This window comes from Arsukibacterium ikkense (assembly GCF_000987775.1).
Taxonomy (GTDB): Bacteria; Pseudomonadota; Gammaproteobacteria; order Enterobacterales; family Alteromonadaceae; genus Alishewanella; species Alishewanella ikkense.
Genome location: NZ_LAHO01000006.1, coordinates 64357 through 82437, shown reverse-complemented (window position 1 = coordinate 82437; position 18081 = coordinate 64357). Strand labels below are relative to the sequence as shown.

Sequence of the window (18081 nt, the reverse complement as noted above, 5' to 3'; positions counted from 1 at the left end):
GCTTAAAAAAAGGGGCAGCGTTAGCCACCCCAAAGTGCAAGACAAGTAAAACAACGACCAGAGACGGCCCATCCGGGGCCAGTCAGTGTCAGTCCGTGACGAGCAGAACTATAAACCAGCTATTTTTTAAATGCAAATAATTATCATTAAGTTTTATTCTGATCTTTTGCTGCAACAGCTGATTTTGACTTACAGCTGTTACCCACCTGGTTGATAATAAATAAAGAACAAGGTTCTGGCGCCGGGTAACAATTGCTCGGCTATGCTGTTCGCCTGCTGAATATGAATGTGCGGAATACTGATACCGCTTAAAATTGCCTCTGGATAATGAAAACCGGCAGGCAAGTGCTGCATTAGCGCATGTTCGGTGCTATCGCCCAGGCTGAAGTTGTGCAGTCTGAAAGCCGGTAATTGCTGCTGATAGTATGCCAACACCTGGGCCGGGGTTTTGGTGCTTGCAAAAGAGGCGCCGGGTAGCGAGTGAACCATATTGTCGCCTATTTCGATACCAATGCCGCCAGGGATATGCATTAACATCTTGCTGTCTGGCATTATAGGTAAGGTAATAACATCTTCTGTGCCGGCGCTGGCTGCAGACAGATGGTTCATCATTTGTTGCAGCTCCTGCATGCCTTGCTGCTGCATTTGCGTTAGTAACTGGTCAATGTGTGCCTGCTCTGCCGCCGTTGGTGCCCTCTCCCCTATGCGTTCATATATGGCATCCAGTTGAGCCAATATCGCATCCTGTGGGTTATCGTCTTGATCGCACTGCTCCCAGCGCTCTTGTGGTACGCCCGTGGTCAGTAAGCGTTGCTTAACGCAGGTTTCATGCTCCGGATCTTCATGATCCAGGCCACAATGCCGCAAAGTACTGCGATACAGTTCGCGCAGCCGTTGCTCAGGTAAACCGGTGCATTCGGCTTGCTGTTGTAGCTGGCCACTTTGCGCCATAAAATTGAGCATGATATCAATCTGGATATCTTGCGGGTTGGCCAGTAAGTTGCCACTTATACCGGCCAATAATAACAGGGCTGCTCTCATGCCAAGGCTCCACTATTGAAATTATATTGGTTACAAAAGTAACAGCATTCTAACTCAGGCGAAAAAATCTGCAATCTGCCGCTGTGGAAACTTGCCAATGGATAAAATTGGCGTAGAATATCTTTCGTTGTGAAACTTAATCGAAAGAACTTAAAAGCAAAGCCCATGAATAAACGCAATACTCAGCAGCGGCGTCACCTGATTGTCAGCCAGTTACAACAGCAGGGTGAGTTGTCGGTAGAGCAGTTTGCCGAGCGCTTTCAAACCTCTGAAGTGACTATTCGCAAAGACTTAACGGTACTGGAACAAGCTGGCTTGTTGTTGCGGCGTTACGGTGGTGCTGTGCCGGTACCGCAGGATTTTGTGTCCGACTCCAGTTTTGAGAAGGTTTCAAAGCGAAAGCTGGCAATCGCCAAAGCAGCAGCTGAGCTGATTAAAGATCATTACCGGATTATTATCGACAGCGGCCGCACCACAGCGGCATTGCTGCCAGAGCTGGCCAGTAAACAAGGCCTGGTGGTGATGACCAACTCACTGGCAGTTGCCAATGCGCTGCGCGAACTGGAGAATGAACCTACCTTGCTGATGACCGGCGGCACCTGGGACCCGCAATCCGAGGCCTTTCAGGGGCAGCTGGCTGAGCAGGTGTTACGCGCCTACGATTTTGACCAACTGTTTATTGGCGCCGATGGTATCGACCTGGCGCGCGGTACTACCACTTATAACGAACTGTATAGTTTAAGCCGGGTAATGGCCGAAAGCGCCCGTGAAGTGATAGTGATGCTGGAATCTGACAAGCTGGGGCGGAAAATCCATAACCTGGAGCTGCCCTGGGCCATGGTAAAAGTACTGATTAGTGACGATGGCTTAAGCGATGCCGCCGTCGCCCAGATAACCGAACAAGGGGTGAAGGTGATCAGGGTTCAGGCCTGATTCACCCGCTCAACTTAAGCTGAATTTAACGGATTAACGGAGAGAAATTATGTGTGGAATAGTCGGCGCTGTGGCGCAACGTGATGTCGTGGATATTCTGGTTGAAGGCTTGCGCCGCCTGGAGTATCGCGGTTACGACTCGGCGGGTGTGGCAGTGGTGAATGCCGCTGGCGAGCTAAGCCGGCTGCGCCGGTTAGGCAAAGTAAAAGAGCTGGCTGATGCCGTAGCGGAAACTCCCGCGGCAGGTGGCACCGGTATTGCCCATACCCGCTGGGCCACCCATGGCGAGCCGAGCGAGCGCAATGCCCACCCGCATCTATCCAGCAATATTATTGTGGTGCACAACGGTATTATTGAAAACCACAGCCCGCTGCGCGACGCGTTAAAAGCCAAAGGCTATGTGTTTAGCTCTGACACCGACACTGAAGTTATCGCTCATTTAGTGGAAGAAGAGCTGAAAAGCGCCGGCTCGCTGCTCAGCGCGGTGCAAACATCGGTGAAACAACTGCACGGCGCTTATGGCACAGTGTTACTGGATAAAACCGACCCCAGCCGGGTGGTGGTGGCGCGTTCTGGCAGCCCGTTGGTCATTGGCCTGGGTATTGGTGAAAATTTTATTGCTTCTGATCAGCTGGCACTACTGCCGGTTACCCGCCGTTTTATCTTTTTAGAAGAAGGTGACGTAGCCGAGATCACCCGCCATAGCGTTAGCATTTTCGATAGCAATGGCCATGCCGTTGAGCGCGAGGTGCATGAGTCAAATGTCAGCTATGACGCCGGCGACAAAGGCCAGTACCGCCACTTTATGCTCAAAGAAATTTACGAGCAGCCAACGGCTATCAACAATACGCTGGAAGGCCGCCTAAGCAGTGACAGTGTGCTGGACGAAACCTTCGGCAACGGCGCGGCCGAGCTGTTTAAACAAGTGAAACACGTGCAAATCGTCGCCTGTGGTACCAGCTATCACTCCGGTATGGTGGCGCGCTACTGGTTAGAGTCGTTAGGCGGCATTTCCTGTAATGTTGAAATTGCCTCAGAATTTCGTTACCGCAAATCCTTTGTGCAGCCAAACAGCCTGCTGGTCAGTATTTCCCAGTCCGGCGAAACGGCCGATACCCTGGCTGCGCTGCGCCTGGCCAAAGAAGCTGGTTATGTCGGCAGTTTAACCATTTGTAACGTGGCCGGTTCATCCCTGGTGCGTGAATCTGATTTAGCCTTTATGACCCGCGCCGGCGCAGAAATCGGCGTGGCATCTACCAAAGCCTTTACTACTCAGCTGGTTGGCCTGGCCATGTTAACCCTGGCCATTGGCAAATATAACGGCTTAAGCAGTGCCCAGCAGCGCGAGCTGACCGAAGCGCTGAAAAGCTTACCGGGCAAACTGGAGCAAACCCTGGCGCTGGCGCCACAAATTGAAGCGCTGGCCGAAGAATTTGCCGACAAACACCACGCGCTGTTTTTAGGCCGTGGCGATCAGTACCCCATCGCCATGGAAGGGGCGTTAAAGCTGAAAGAAATTTCTTACATTCATGCCGAGGCTTATGCCGCCGGCGAGTTAAAACACGGCCCCCTGGCGCTGATCGACGCTCAGATGCCAATTATTGTGGTGGCACCGAATAACGACCTGCTGGAAAAACTGAAATCAAACGTAGAAGAAGTGCGCGCTCGCGGCGGCATTTTATATGTGTTTGCCGACACCGACGCCAAGTTCCAGTCTGACGCCACCATGCGGGTGATAAACGTGCCACACGTTGCCGGTATTCTGGCGCCGATTGTCTATACCCTGCCACTGCAGTTGCTAAGCTACTACGTTGCCATTATTAAAGGCACCGACGTAGACCAGCCGCGTAACCTGGCCAAGTCGGTTACTGTCGAATAACCTGCACCAAAAATTTGCAAGGGGCCTTAGGGCCCTTTTTTATTGGTGCATGCTTATGCTTTGAAATTTAAAGCAAAAGCCATTTTATTGAGATAGTTTGCCCCGCTTTGGTTCGGCTTTTTATCGCAGCGCTATTGACGGCTGAAATTTAATCATCTACCTTTTGTAAGCGCTTACATTTATGTATTGCACGCTTTGCTGTAAGTAATGTAGGCCCAAAAAAATATTATAACGATACCGCATTAAGTAAACTCGGGAGAAGGGTATGAACCACACACGTTTCAAACTATCGCGTTTAGCGGTCAGTTTGTCACTGATCACAGGCGCCAGTGTACTAGCACCTGCCTATGCTCAGGACGCAGAAACAGAAAAGACCAACGAAGAAATTGAAATTATTCAGGTGACAGGTATCCGTGGCAGTTTGATCAAGTCGATGGATATAAAACGCAGCTCCATAGGCGTGGTTGATGCGATTTCTGCTGAAGATATGGGTAAATTTCCAGACACCAACCTGGCAGAATCATTACAACGGATCACCGGCGTAGCGATTGACCGCTCAAACGGTGAGGGTAGCCGGGTGACGGTGCGTGGTTTTGGTCCGGAATTTAACCTGGTGATGCTCAATGGCCGGCAAATGCCAGCGTCGTCACTGGAAGCAACGACAGCATCATCATCCCGCTCTTTTGACTTTGCTAACCTCGCGGCAGAGGGTATTGCCGGGGTTGAAGTATATAAAACTGGCCGTGCCAGCATTGCAACCGGTGGTATGGGGTCAACCATTAACATTTTGACCAGCCAGCCATTGAATGCGCCCGGCATGAAAGCCACTTTTGGTGTTAAAGGTGTGATGGACCAGTCAACTGACGAAGGCTCAAATATCACGCCTGAGTTATCAGGTTTATATAGCAACACCTTCAATGACAACAAGTTTGGTGTGGCAATCAGCGGTTCTTATCAACAGCGTGATAGCGGCAATAAGCAAGCAAACAGCGGTGGTTGGCGTACCTTCCCTGGTAATATCAATGGTTTCGACTGGGGTGGCGGTAATGCTGACTGGGGTGGCTTGATCCCTGATGGCCCAAATGCCCATCAAAACTACCCTGCAGCAGACTCCATTTATTCAGTACCGCAAAGCTTAGGTTATGCCTTCCACGAAGTGGAAAGAACCCGTACTAATGGCCAGTTAGTTTTGCAGTATCGCCCGGTTGAAGCGGTAACAACCACTTTAGATTACACCTATTCGAAAAACGAAGTGTCAGACCGTTACAACGACGTTTCTGCGTGGTTTAACTTTGGTCCGTCGACGGGGGTGTGGAGCGATGGCCCGGTGGCTGCGCCAATCGTGTACTCAGAAGCGTTCAGTGCGCCAGGCGATTTAGCCATGGGTGGCGGGCAATTCTCAAACGTGAACGAGAACAAATCACTGGGTTTCAACACCAAATGGCAAGTTAACGACAACTTGAAATTAGAGTTGGACTATCATGACTCGTCAGCAGTGTCGCGCCCGGATAGCCCATTTGGCAGTAATAATGTGATTGGTACTGCAACGTTTGTGCGTACGTTAACGACTGCGCGTTTTGACAGCGATTTACCTACCTTAGCCATTGGCTATCCTGCTGGCTTCACCGGTATTAGTGGTGAAGATATGCGAGTAACAGGCAGTTCATTCCGTAACAGCCAAATGCGCAGTGACATCGAGCAATTGCAACTTCGCGGTAGCTATGTGTTTGACGACGGAGTGTTAAACAGTATCGATTTTGGTATTTCCAGTTCAGAAACAAAGAACCGTTCAGCGTTTTCTAACGTGCAACAAGATAACTGGGGAGGTTTAGGTGCGGCTGGTGATATCGACCCGTCGGTATTTAAGCTTGACCAATTGGGCGATAATTTTGACGCATCTACCAGCAGCGATATGCTCAAAGAATTTTTCCGTTGGGATTTCAATACCATTCGTCAGATTGCCAGTGACACCTATGGCGCCTTAGGTTCGGTGGGAGATTGCGGTACGTCGTTCTGCGCATCGTCCAACATGACCACAGACCGTCGCACCACCGAAGAGCAGCGGGCAGCTTATCTGCAGTTCAACTTTGCCGGCGACATTGGTTCGCGTCCCTATGGTTTAACCGCCGGTATACGCTACGAGAAAACCGATGTTACCTCAAGCGCTTTAGTGCCGGTATACAGCGGCATCGCCTGGGCGGGTGACAACGAGTTTAACCTGATCAGCACCGGTGAAAGTGATTTCACTGAATTAACAGGAGACTACAGCAATCTATTGCCAAACATCGACTTTAATATTGAAGTAGTGGATGACGTTATTCTACGTGCTTCAATAAGCAAAACCTTGGCCCGCCCAAGCTATGCCGATATTCAGGGCGGTCAAACCCTTAACTCGTTAGTGCGGATTGATGGCGGTACGGGGGCTCGTGGTAACCCGGATCTGGACCCGTTTGAGTCAACCAACCTCGATTTATCCTTAGAGTGGTACTATGCCGAAGGCAGCTATATGGCCGTTGGTTACTTCAGGAAAAAGGCGAAGAATTTTATCGGCCGTACTACGGTTGAAGAGCAAACGTTCAATTTAGCACACCCGGCGCAAGGTGCCCGTTATGCCGAAGCTGTTGCTGCGGTGGGTAACAACACTACAGCCATTCGTGATTATATCAAAGCGAACTACCCGGAAACGGTCGATGCGAATGGCTTTATCCTGGGTGTGGCAGGCGATACGCCAGCGACCTTTGATATTACTATTCCAGTTAACCAGGATGACGCCAAGTTAGACGGCTGGGAATTGGCGGTGCAGCACTTAATCGGTGACACGGGCTTTGGTGTGATAGCCAACGCGACCTTCGTCAGTGGTGATTTTAACTACGACAACCAAAGTTTGGGCGAGCAATTTGCGTTACTCGGCATGAGCGACACCTACAACTTAGTGGGTTTCTACGATAGAGACGGCATACAAGCGCGTATTGCGTATAACTGGCGTGGTAAGTTCCTGGCGTCAACGGTTAACACCTTAGGCTTACAAAACCCCATTTATGTAGAGTCTTACGGTCAATGGGATGCCAGCGCCAGCTACGATGTAAACAAACAGTTGACGGTTTTCGTTGAAGCCATCAACCTGACCAACGAATCAATGCGTTCACATGAGCGTAATTCACTGCAATTAGTGAACTATACTGAAACAGGTCGTCGTTTTGGCATCGGTGCGCGTTATACGTTCTAAGATGTTGTTGCCCTGAACAAGTAGCCATCGCAAGATGGCTACTTTTTACAAGAAGTGGTCATAATGCAAGCAACCCAGTCACTCGAAACGGATAACCTTGCTGCAGCCTTAAAGGTAAAGTCCTTCGAGGGAGGCAGGGTAAATATTGTTGTTGTTGGTGGTGGTAGTGCGGGTTGGCTTACTGCGGCCTTATTGGCAGCCGATCATCAAGCAAACCCTCTGGTCAAGATTACCCTGATTGAGTCTGCCTCGGTGCCTACCATCGGTGTTGGCGAGGGGACCTGGCCATCGATGCGCGCAACCTTAGCGCGGATCGGCATTTCTGAAACCGAATTCTTACTTAGCTGCGATGCCAGCTTTAAACAAGGCAGTGTGTTCCGCCAATGGCGCAGCGCTGCCCCCCAGGATTGTTATTACCACCCGTTTACCGCGCCTGTAGCGGCTGATGAACTGGACATTGCAGATTATTGGTTTAGTTACCAGCAGCAAGTTGAGTTTGCCGCGGCAGTATCCAGCCAACCTGCGGTGATTGCCGCTGGTTTAGCACCTAAACGCATTAGTACCCCGGAGTACGCGTTTTTACAAAATTATGGCTATCACTTAGATGCCGGTAAGTTTGTTGCCTTATTGAGCCAGCATGCTAAACGGCTTGGGGTGACGCATATTATGGATGATGTGGTTGCCGTACACAGTAAGGTTGATGGCTGTATTGCTGCGCTACAAACTGCGCAACATGGTGCCCTAACCGGCGATTTATTTGTTGATTGCTCGGGGTTACAGAGTTTGCTGTTAGGCCAGCATTACCAAACGCCCCTGGTTAGTGTGCAGCATTGTTTGTTAAATGACAGTGCTTTAGCGGTGCAGGTTGCTTACGATGATGAGCGCTCGCCCATTGCATCGGCGACGCTGGCTACAGCACAAACCCAAGGTTGGGTGTGGGATATCGGCTTGCCAACCCGCCGTGGTGTAGGTTTTGTGCACCACAGTGGCCATACCAATGAAGAGCAAGCGCGGGCGACACTTGCACAGTACCTGCAATTATCTGAGCAACAATTTACCGAACGCTACCAGAGCAGGCTTATCCGCTTTACACCAGGCTACCGCGAGCAATTTTGGCGGCATAATTGCGTGGCGGTGGGTATGGCGGCTGGTTTTGTTGAACCGTTAGAAGCATCAGCCCTGGTGATGGTTGAGTTGTCTGCTAAGTTTATCAGCGAGCAATTACCTCGTAGCATGGCGCAGCTTGTTATTGTCGCTGAACGTTTTAATCAAACGTTCAGCTACCGTTGGCAGCAAATTGTTGAGTTTTTAAAATTGCATTACGTGTTGTCGACACGGGACGACAGCGATTATTGGTTGGCCCAACGCGCTGACAGCAGCATGCCGGCGGCACTGCAACAAAAACTGATGATGTGGCAACACTTTGTGCCAAGCCGTTATGATTTACCGATGGCGGAGGAATTATTTCCGGCCGCCAGTTACCAATATATTTTATATGGTATGCAGCACTTACCAGGCAGCGCGCGGCCACTAAAGGCAAGCTCAGAGGTACGTGCCAACCATGCCTTTGCCGAAGTACAGCAGAAAACACAACAGCTCAGAGCGGGCCTGAGCAGTAATCGCGAATTATTGAACCAAATCAGAGTTCATGGCTTACAAAAGATTTAAAGGGGAGCAGATGGCTAGTATCGAAATACTCAATAACGTTGATCATCTTGACGTGAAGATCCGCACTGAACGTAGCCTGGAGCTGGGTGATAACCAAATGTTTTGTTTGAGTTTCCCGGCTGAATTTCGCGCTGCACAAGCCTATTATCCCATCCTGTTTTACAAAGACGGTAATACCGGCCAATTTATGCCTGTGCTGCTGCTGGGGTTTCAATCTGGTGAAAACCTGTTTGTGCAACAGCAAGGCTGGCAAGCGGGCTATTTGCCATTAGACATCGCTCGCTCGCCCTTTACCATCGGCCTGCAAAATAATGAGCGCGTTATCCACCTTGATACAGCGCACCCGAAAGTAAGCCGGACCAGTGGAGAAGCGTTGTTTTTGGAATTTGGTGGGCACAGCCCTTATTTACAACAAGTGGCTGAGCAATTGGAAACCTTGCATCATGGCATTACCGACGCCAGGCAGTTCAGCCAGCAGCTATTGGCACTGGAGTTAATGGAGTCTTTTGTACTGGATGTCACGTTGAATAATGGCCAACAGCACAGTTTGCATGGTTTCTATACCATCAACGAGCCCAGATTAGCGCAGCTCAGTGGCGAGCAATTGGCGCAGTTGCAGCAGGCGGGTTACTTAGAGGCGATTTATATGATGCTGGCCTCGCAATCACAGTTTGTGCGGTTGATTAGCTTTAAAAATCAACTGCTGGACAGGCACTAATATGTGGTCTGCGGCGCAACCGGTAGCCCCAGGGGCCGGCCTGACCGCGGATAGCATCAGCGCAGCCGAACTCAATAGCAGCCAGCCGCTGCATCTGCCTGGTTTTGCTGCGCACTGGCCAGCCGTCTGCGCCGCCAGGCAAGGTGAGCCTGCCATGCGTGATTATTTGCTGAGCCATTACAGTGGTGAACCCCTTACCGCCTATACCAGCGGTGCCAGCAGTGGCGGCCGGGTGTTTTACAATGCGGACTTCAGCGGCTTTAACTTTCAGCCGGTGCACGCCAAACTTGAGCAACTGCTGGCGTCGCCCAATGGCGGTGGCCACTGGTATGTCGGTTCCACTTTTGTGCCACGCTGGTTTCCACAGTGGTTGCAACAGCAGCAGGTGCCGGCGTTAGCGCAGTATGGCAATGACCTGCTGGTCAGTTTGTGGCTTGGCAACCAAAGCCGCGTTGCGGCGCATGCCGACCTGCCGCAAAATTTGGCGGTGGTAGTGGCTGGGCGTCGTCGCTTTACCTTATTTCCGCCCGGGCAATTGGCTAATTTGTATATTGGACCGCTGGATGTCACTCCAGCTGGCCAGGCGATTAGCCTGGTCGATTTTGCCAAGCCCGATTTAACCCAATTCCCAAAATTTGCCGAAGCGATGGCGCATGCGCAGGTGGTAGAACTGGAGCCCGGCGATGCGTTAATTATCCCCAGCATGTGGTGGCATCACGTTGAGGCGCTGAGCCCGCTCAATGTGCTGATGAATTTTTGGTGGCGAGAAAGCCCAGCTTATGCCCCTAGTCCGCAACTGGCGCTTAAGTTGGCGATGCTGAGTATTAATGCTTTGCCGGCAGAGCAAAAAGCGGCATGGCGCGCGCACTTTGAGCATTATGTATTTGGTCAGGAGCAAGCCGAACACATTCCTGAACATCTACGAGGTTTGCAAGGCCCCTTGACTGAGCCTGTGGCCCGGCAAGTCCGTGCTGAACTATTAAATAAACTCAATCGATAACTGAATTGATAGCTCAATTAATAACAACGAGGTCCAAATGCAGTCGCAAGCAATAAAACGCGTGGTTATTGCCGGTGGTGGAACCGCTGGTTGGATGGCCGCCGCGGCCATCGCCAAATTAATGGGTAAGCATTTACAAATTTGCCTGGTCGAGAGTGACGATATCGCCACCGTAGGCGTGGGTGAGGCGACCATACCGCCGTTACTGACCCTGCATAAGCTACTGGGCATTAACGAAGCTGAGTTTATGGCTGCTACGCAGGCCACCTTTAAATTAGGCATTCAGTTTGAAAACTGGCGCGACCAGGGCCAGGACTACATTCACTCTTTTGGTACCACCGGTCAGGATTGCTGGGCGGCGGGTTTTCAGCATTTCTGGTTAAAAGGGCAGCAAGTCGGGCTCGCCAGTGACTACGGTGATTATTGCCCGGAATTATTGGCGGCTCAGGCCGGTAAGTTTGCCCATTTGCCAAATCGGCCATTAAATTACGCCTTTCATTTCGATGCCGGTTTATACGCGAAATTCTTACGCACCATGGCGGAACAGCATGGTGCAACGCGCATTGAAGGAAAAATTGCCAAGGTCGAAACTTGTGAGCAAAGCGGCAATATTACCGCCTTACAGCTGGTCAGCGGTGAGTGCATCGCCGGCGACCTGTTTATTGACTGCACCGGTTTTCGCGCACTGCTCATTGAACAAACGCTGCACACCGGCTTTGATGACTGGAGCCACTGGTTGCCTTGTGACTCGGCGATTGCGGTACAAACCCGCGCCACGCGTGAGCCGGTACCCTACACCCGCTCCATCGCCCACGGTGCTGGCTGGCAGTGGCAAATACCGCTGCAACACCGGGTCGGTAATGGTTTAGTGTATTGCAGTAAGTATTACTCCGATGATGAGGCTAAAGCGCTGTTGCTGGCCAATCTCAGTGGTGACTTGTTGACCGAGCCGCGACTGATCAAATTTCGCACTGGCATGCGCCGCAAACACTGGAACAAAAATTGTATCGCCCTGGGTTTGGCCAGTGGTTTTATAGAGCCGCTGGAGTCGACCAGTATTCACCTTATTCAGCGCAGCATAGTGCGCTTGCTGCAAATGTTCCCACTGCATGGCATCAGCCTGGCGGATGTCGATGAATTTAATCAGCAAACCGAACATGAAGTGCTGAATATTCGCGATTTTATTATTCTGCACTACCATGTTACCGCGCGCCGTGACACGGCATTCTGGCGCTACTGCCAAAGCATGCCCATTCCGGAGTCACTCGCCCATCGTATTCGCTTGTTTAAGGAAACGGGTCGGGTATTTAAAGTGCCGAACGAGTTATTTGGTGAAAACTCCTGGACGCAGGTGATGCTGGGCCAGGGCATTACGCCAGAGCAGTACCACCCGATCGTGGAGCTGATGAGCGAGCAGGAGCTCAGCCATTTCCTTAGCCAAATCAAACTACAAAATCAGCGACTGGTGGCGCAATTGCCGAGTCATCAGGCGTTTTTGCAAAGCTACTGCCCGGCGATGAGTAATCGGGTATAAAGACAAATTTGTTGACGGCTGAAAATTAATCAACTACTTTATGTAAGCGCTTACATTTTTATGTTGCAGATACCTTATATGGTGTTGGCGTTTCAGTCAGCAGGTAGCAAAGACCCAGGGGATGATAAAAAAAATGAAACAGATTTCAATGTTAACCGCCTTACTAATGGCGGCAGGCCTGGCCGGGTGTGGTGGCGATGTTGCAACCAATTCCGATTTTACGGCCGTAAACCCGGCCGAGCCGGTAAGTGACTGGCAACTGGTTTGGAGTGATGAGTTCGACGGTACCAGCATTGACCGTAACAAATGGACGCATGAAGTCAATTGCGCCGGTGGCGGCAATCAGGAAAAGCAATGCTACACCGACAGCCCTGACAACGCTTTTGTTGCTGATGGCAAACTGCATATAGTGGCGCTGCCTGCCGGCGAAGGTTCTCCATTGCCTTATACTTCTGCCCGGCTGAATACCAAATACCAGGGTGATTTCAAATACGGCCGGATTGAAATGCGCGCCAAATTGCCTTCAGGCCAGGGTGCCTGGCCGGCATTCTGGATGCTGCCCACCGATGAGGTGTACGGTGGTTGGCCTAAATCTGGCGAAATCGACATTATGGAAGCCGTTAACCTGAAAGTAGTGGCTGAGGATGGCGTTGCCGAAGCGAATGTCCATGGCACCTTGCACTATGGCCGCGACTGGCCCAACAATGTGTATTCCGGTAAAGCCTATCTGCTGCCTGAAGGCATGAATCCGGCCGATGGCTTTCATACCTATGCTATTGAATGGCAGGAAGGTGAAATACGCTGGTATGTGGATGATTACCTGTATCAAACCCAGATGGCATCAAAAGTGCGCTTTAACAGCCGTGGCGAAGCGGTTGGCCTGAGCCATCGCGGCTGGTTTGCCGAGTATTACAATATTGCTACCGGTGCGCTGGAAACTCAATGGAATAATGCGCCTTTTGATCAACGCTTTCATATTCTGCTGAATTTAGCCGTGGGCGGCAATTGGCCGGAAAACGTTAACAACCTAGGCATTGATGCTGAGGCGTTTGCTGATGGCCAGACCTTTGAAATTGATTACGTGCGGGTATACCAGTGCGGCCAGAATTTAAGCAGCGGCAAAGGCTGTGAAACCGTGCGTGCCGGCTATAAAGATGCCGACACCTTGGTTATTGGCGAAGCGCCTATTCCATCACCACCGTCGACCGGGGTGGCACAAAACCTGACTATTTTTGCCGGCACGCCTAATCCGAACTGGCCAGCCTGGGATTGTTGTGGAGGTTCGACCCCGGCATTGGTTGCCGATGCTGAGCGCGGTGATGTGTATGAGTTTTTAGTAGGCCCACAGCCTACGGTCAATGGCTTTATCAGCCGCTCTGCTTTTGTTACTGCCCCTGGGGTGGCCAGCCCTTTTGATGCCTCACCATTAATTGCAACTGGCAGCGTCAGCTTTGATATGCAGGTGGTGTCAGCGCCCTCAAATCCAGACTCAAGCTGGATATTCAAGGTAGAAAGTAATAACAACTCCAGCTTTGCCGAACTGGCCATTACGGCAAGTAGTGAAGGCATGGCGCCAGTAACCGGCCAGTGGCAAAGCTATAGCTTCCCGTTGCAAATGCTGGCAGATGCCGGGCTGGATTTATCGGCTATTGACGTGGTAATGATTTTCCCCGCCTGGGACACCGGTAATGGTGCTGTTTATCGGGTAGATAACGTACAAATTGCCGCACCTGCAACAGCTTCGCCAGAATTAGTGATCTTTACCGATGGCCAGAATCCGGCCTGGCCAATGTGGGATTGCTGTGGTGGCAGCACCCCGATTGAGGTGATGGACGATGAGGCACATGGCCTGACTGCAGAGTTCAGTATTGGTGCAGCACCTACGGTAATGGGTTTTATTAACCGTGCACCAGCTGGCTCGGGCGAGCCGTTTGATGCCTCAGCTTTATTGGCTGAGGGTGTGGTGCAGTTTGAGCTGAAAGTAGTTGATGCCCCGGCTAACCCCGATTCCAGCTGGTTATTTAAAATTGAAGCTGATGGTGGTTCGTCTGCGGTAGAGTTACCACTAAGTGCCGGCAATGCCGGGCAGCAACCGGTGACCGGCCAGTGGGCCACCTATACCTTTAGTATTCAAAGTTTGTCAGATGCCGGTCTGGATATCAGTGCCATTGATGTGCTGATGGTATTCCCTGCCTGGGGCACCGGTGAAGGTGCGGTATACCGCTTAGATAATGTGCTGATCTATAACCCTAATGCCGCCAACACCGGCTCGTTAACCTTGTTCCGTGATGCGGTAAATGCTGACTGGACCTTATGGGACTGTTGTGCCGGCTCAACACCACAAGTTGTCGATGCCGGTGCACCTTATGGCAACGTAGCGCAGTTTTCAGTGCTGGGTTCGCCGGAAACCGTGCAGGGCTTTTTAGCCAAAGAAGGCGTGTCTTTTGATGCCTCACCATTGCTGGCCAATGGTGCGCTAAGTTTTGATATGCGGGTGGTGGATGCTCCTGCAAACCCGGATTCTACCTGGTTGTTTAAAATTGAGTCCTCTGGTGCGGGCAGTGCCGTCGAGCTGCCATTAGCCGCCGGTAACAATGGTCAGGCGCCGGTTACCGGGCAGTGGGCCCGCTATAGCTTTAGCCTGCAAAGTCTGTTTGATGCTGGTTTAGATATCAGCGACATCAGCGTGATTATGGTGTTCCCAGCCTGGGGTACTGGCACGGGTGCGGTTTATCAAATTGATAACGCTGAAATTTCAAATAACTAATCAGTGCGACAAGAGTAGGACGATTATGAAACCAATATCATTTAATAAAAACCGGGTGGCCTTGGCGGTATCTGTGGTACTGACCGCCGGTTTGCTTATGCCGGTGCAGGCGCAGGACGCCAGCGACGAACAAGCGCGAGACGTGAACGTTGAAATTATTCAGATCAAAGGGATTCGCGGCAGTTTAGCCCGCTCAATGAATATGAAGCGGCAAGGCTCCGGAGTGGTGGATGCAATTTCAGCGGAAGAAATGGGTAAGTTCCCTGATACCAACCTGGCTGAGTCATTACAACGGATCACCGGTGTATCGGTAAGCCGGGTTAACGGCGAAGGTAGCCAGATCACAGTGCGGGGCTTTGGCCCTGAGTTCAACCTGGTCACCTTAAACGGCCGGCAAATGCCGGGCACCGGTTACTCGCGCTCTTACAACCTGGAAAACTTATCTGCCGAAGGGGTGAGCGCCTTAGAAGTGTTTAAAACAGCCCGTGCCGCTAACCCCAGTGGTGGTTTAGGGGCGACGGTAAATATTGTCACTGCCAAACCGCTGGCCACCCCCGGCCAGCAACTGGCGATCATGGGTAAAGCCCTACACGATAGCTCGAATGTGAAGGGCGACAACGTCACCCCCGAGCTGGCCGGTATTTACAGCAACACTTTTGCCGATGATCGCTTTGGTGTAGCTGTATCGTTGTCGCACCACCGTCGCGATTTCCAAAGCCAGCAAGCGAATATTCAGGGCTGGCAGGCGAATGTGCCGTTGCCACAATTAGCCGATTCGCTGGCTATTGATGCCCGGCCGCGTGATGCTGAAGGTAACCCAATTGGTAATCACTTTTTCCCAAAAGATATGAATTATGGCATTGAAGATGTGCAGCGTGAGCGCACCAATGGCCAGCTTACCTTGCAGTTCGCGCCAACCGACGCTATAAACTTTACCCTGGATTACACGGCCAGCCGTGCTCTGACCGGGGTGCAGGGGATTGGTTGGGGCATATGGAACGAATTTGGTGGCAATATCAATGCCTATGAACTGGACGAGCGTGGTACCGCCATTTTTGCCGATATAGGCGGTAATGATGGCTCTTTCACCGCAAACAAAAGCACTACCGAAGTAAAAGCACGCTCAATTGGTTTTAACATGGGCTGGCAACTGACCGATGATTTTGACATCAGTATTGATTACCACGACTCAAACAACAAAACCGATAACGGCGCAGATAAGGGTAGTGGTAATGCTGGCCAGGTTATTCTGGGTTCCGATCAATTGCTAAGCAAAATTTATGACTACCGCAGCGGCGACATCCCGCAAGCGTTAATCCGCTGGCGCAATGGCACTAATGTGCTGCAACCGGGCGAAATTGATTCTAACTTCAGTCAGTTTATTCATTCACCGGGTGAGTCGGCCGTGAAGCAATTGCAGTTAGATGGCACTTGGTTTAACTCACGCTTTGACAAGATCCCACTGGAAAAAATCACCGGCGGCATTGCCCGTACAGAGCAAACCATGGGTGGCTGGAACGCCTGGAGCGGCCTGCGCGGCGGCCCGGGTTTTAACCCGGCCTTTACCGAAATTTTCCCGGACAGCATGTTTACCCTGAACAACACCCGCAATTTCCTGAACCAATTTCAGGGCGGTGGCAGTAACATGTTAAGTAATTACTACTACACCTACGATTTCGATGAAGCCGTAGCGCGCCAGGCCGCCTTTTTAACCGAAGCGGTAATGGGTAGTGATGCGTATGTGCCGGATGCCTATTTTGATGGTATCGACAGTGAAAGCTACGTAAAAGAAGTGACCAATAGCGTTTATCTGGAGTCAGCCTGGGATTTTGAAGTAGCTAACTATCCGGTACAGTTAAATCTGGGGTTACGCTACGAAGAAACCGACGTAACCAGCACTGTGCGCCAACGGGTTGAGCGCCAGGTAAACTGGGAAAGTGCTTCAGAATGGATTATGCAATATGAACAAGGTGGCGCCGATAACTTCCTGACCCTGACCGGCAAGCATGATGTGCTGCTGCCCATGTTAGATATCAAGGTTGATGTGACCGACGACGTGGTAGCGCGCTTCTCCTGGGGCAAAACCATCTCCCGTGCACCGCTGGGGGCGCTGGCTGGTGGTCGTAGCTTAAGTGGCAGCCCAAGGCCGGGCGCGCGCAGTGGTGGCCAGGGTAATACTAACCTGTTGCCGTTTGAAGCAACTAACCTCGATTTAAGCCTGGAATACTATTACGCCGCCGGCAGCTATGCCGCCATTGGTTACTTCAGAAAGAGTGTGGATAATTTTATTCAAACCACCATTACCGATATCACTATTGATGGCTTACACGATATTTTCAATGGGCCGCGTTACTTGCAAGCCATAGCCGATATTGAAGGGCGTGGTGAACAGGCCACCAGTACCGCGATTTTTGACCAAATGCTGGCCAATGGTCACGGCAATGCTGAAGGTAAAATTGAACCAACCAATGCGGACCCGTTAATTGTCTGGAGTATCAGCCAGCCACGCAATACTGACAGTAAAACCGTCGATGGTATTGAAGCTGCCTGGCAGCACCTGCTTGGCGACAGCGGCTTTGGTTTTGGGGTTAACGCCACCCTGGTAAGTGGTGATGTTAAGTTTGATACCGAAAGTCTGGAACAACAGGCGCCGTTATCTGGCCTGAGTGATTCTGCTAACCTGCAATTGTTTTATGAAAAAGACGGTATTTCAATTAAAGCCACCTATGCCTGGCGTGACAGTTATCTGATTGGTGTGGGACAGGCACAAGGCTCGTCTGATGCACCACCGCAGTTTGCTAAATCTTATGCGCAGTGGGATTTAAGCGTGAACTATGATGTAACAGACAACTTTACCGTGTTTTTTGAAGGCATTAACCTGACTAACGAAACCGAACGTGGCTATGGACGTTATGAAGAGCAGTTCCTGTTTGCCCGCCAGTACGGCACCCGTTATGTTGTTGGTGCCCGTTATCGCTTCTGATAAGTAAGGCCTCCCTGAATCAAAATGCCCGGCTAGCTGGGCATTTTTTTCATAAAATTCAGGATTTTAAGCCAGTTGCGGTCAAGATTCAGGCCAAAGCAAAAGGGCTGGTGCGAGAGCCTCGACGTTAAGATCATGCTAGTTAGGCTGGGTGGCTGGTGTGCTTATTAAATGTTGGTTTTGTCGAGATGGGTGTTAAGACAAGGGAGCTGGAGATACTTACTGCGCCAGCTTCAAGGATCACATCCCTGTGCCCTTTCAGCTTCCGCGGCATCCCTGCCGCTGCTTCGTAAGCACACCTGCCCCATTGCCTTTTGGCATAGTTTGTCGCT

Annotated in this window: 10 protein-coding genes; 9 read left to right on the top strand and 1 reads right to left on the bottom strand. The window is 51.1% G+C overall.

The window, feature by feature from the left end:
• Positions 1-198: 198 nt before the first annotated feature.
• Positions 199-1041, bottom strand: coding sequence for a hypothetical protein (locus WG68_RS07835; RefSeq protein WP_046557117.1), 843 nt, complete (start codon positions 1039-1041; stop codon positions 199-201).
• 165 nt (positions 1042-1206) lie between these two features.
• On the opposite strand from WG68_RS07835, the gene WG68_RS07830 reads away from it, so the two are divergent.
• The 9 genes from WG68_RS07830 to WG68_RS07790 all read left to right on the top strand — a co-directional run bounded on the left by WG68_RS07830 (position 1207) and on the right by WG68_RS07790 (position 17749).
• Positions 1207-1974, top strand: a complete 768-nt coding sequence (locus tag WG68_RS07830; RefSeq protein ID WP_046557116.1) for a DeoR/GlpR family DNA-binding transcription regulator — start codon at positions 1207-1209, stop codon at positions 1972-1974.
• A gap of 49 nt (positions 1975-2023) precedes the next feature.
• Positions 2024-3853 carry a glutamine--fructose-6-phosphate transaminase (isomerizing) gene (gene glmS, locus WG68_RS07825; protein WP_046557115.1) on the top strand — a complete coding sequence of 610 codons (1830 nt, stop codon included), beginning with the start codon at positions 2024-2026 and terminating at the stop codon, positions 3851-3853.
• A 265-nt stretch (positions 3854-4118) separates the two neighbouring features.
• Positions 4119-7079, top strand: coding sequence for a TonB-dependent receptor (locus WG68_RS07820; RefSeq protein ID WP_046557114.1), 2961 nt, complete (start codon positions 4119-4121; stop codon positions 7077-7079).
• Between the two features lie 63 nt (positions 7080-7142).
• Positions 7143-8747 carry a tryptophan halogenase family protein gene (locus tag WG68_RS07815; RefSeq protein ID WP_083981826.1) on the top strand — a complete coding sequence of 535 codons (1605 nt, stop codon included), beginning with the start codon at positions 7143-7145 and terminating at the stop codon, positions 8745-8747.
• A gap of 10 nt (positions 8748-8757) precedes the next feature.
• On the top strand, positions 8758-9465 hold the full coding sequence (locus WG68_RS07810; protein ID WP_046557113.1) for a SapC family protein: 708 nt from the start codon (positions 8758-8760) through the stop codon (positions 9463-9465).
• A gap of 1 nt (position 9466) precedes the next feature.
• Positions 9467-10465, top strand: coding sequence for a cupin-like domain-containing protein (locus WG68_RS07805; RefSeq protein WP_083981825.1), 999 nt, complete (start codon positions 9467-9469; stop codon positions 10463-10465).
• A 37-nt stretch (positions 10466-10502) separates the two neighbouring features.
• The gene (locus tag WG68_RS07800) at positions 10503-11999 is read left to right on the top strand and encodes a tryptophan halogenase family protein (RefSeq protein WP_046557112.1); all 1497 of its coding nucleotides are present in this window, start codon (positions 10503-10505) and stop codon (positions 11997-11999) included.
• Between the two features lie 133 nt (positions 12000-12132).
• Positions 12133-14766: a glycoside hydrolase family 16 protein gene (locus WG68_RS07795; RefSeq protein ID WP_235357699.1), complete on the top strand. Its 2634-nt coding sequence runs from the start codon at positions 12133-12135 to the stop codon at positions 14764-14766.
• Between the two features lie 25 nt (positions 14767-14791).
• On the top strand, positions 14792-17749 hold the full coding sequence (locus tag WG68_RS07790; RefSeq protein ID WP_046557110.1) for a TonB-dependent receptor: 2958 nt from the start codon (positions 14792-14794) through the stop codon (positions 17747-17749).
• The last annotated feature ends 332 nt before the right edge of the window (positions 17750-18081 follow it).

What these genes read in the sequence shown, in the direction of transcription:
- WG68_RS07790 (WP_046557110.1), top strand. Translation starts at nt 14,792, where the DNA reads ATGAAACCAATATCATTTAATAAAAACCGGGTGGCCTTGGCGGTATCT.
- WG68_RS07800 (WP_046557112.1), top strand. Translation starts at nt 10,503, where the DNA reads ATGCAGTCGCAAGCAATAAAACGCGTGGTTATTGCCGGTGGTGGAACC.
- WG68_RS07815 (WP_083981826.1), top strand. Translation starts at nt 7,143, where the DNA reads ATGCAAGCAACCCAGTCACTCGAAACGGATAACCTTGCTGCAGCCTTA.
- WG68_RS07830 (WP_046557116.1), top strand. Translation starts at nt 1,207, where the DNA reads ATGAATAAACGCAATACTCAGCAGCGGCGTCACCTGATTGTCAGCCAG.
- glmS (WP_046557115.1), top strand. Translation starts at nt 2,024, where the DNA reads ATGTGTGGAATAGTCGGCGCTGTGGCGCAACGTGATGTCGTGGATATT.
- WG68_RS07805 (WP_083981825.1), top strand. Translation starts at nt 9,467, where the DNA reads ATGTGGTCTGCGGCGCAACCGGTAGCCCCAGGGGCCGGCCTGACCGCG.
- WG68_RS07810 (WP_046557113.1), top strand. Translation starts at nt 8,758, where the DNA reads ATGGCTAGTATCGAAATACTCAATAACGTTGATCATCTTGACGTGAAG.
- WG68_RS07820 (WP_046557114.1), top strand. Translation starts at nt 4,119, where the DNA reads ATGAACCACACACGTTTCAAACTATCGCGTTTAGCGGTCAGTTTGTCA.
- WG68_RS07835 (WP_046557117.1), bottom strand. Translation starts at nt 1,041, where the DNA reads ATGAGAGCAGCCCTGTTATTATTGGCCGGTATAAGTGGCAACTTACTG.
- WG68_RS07795 (WP_235357699.1), top strand. Translation starts at nt 12,133, where the DNA reads ATGAAACAGATTTCAATGTTAACCGCCTTACTAATGGCGGCAGGCCTG.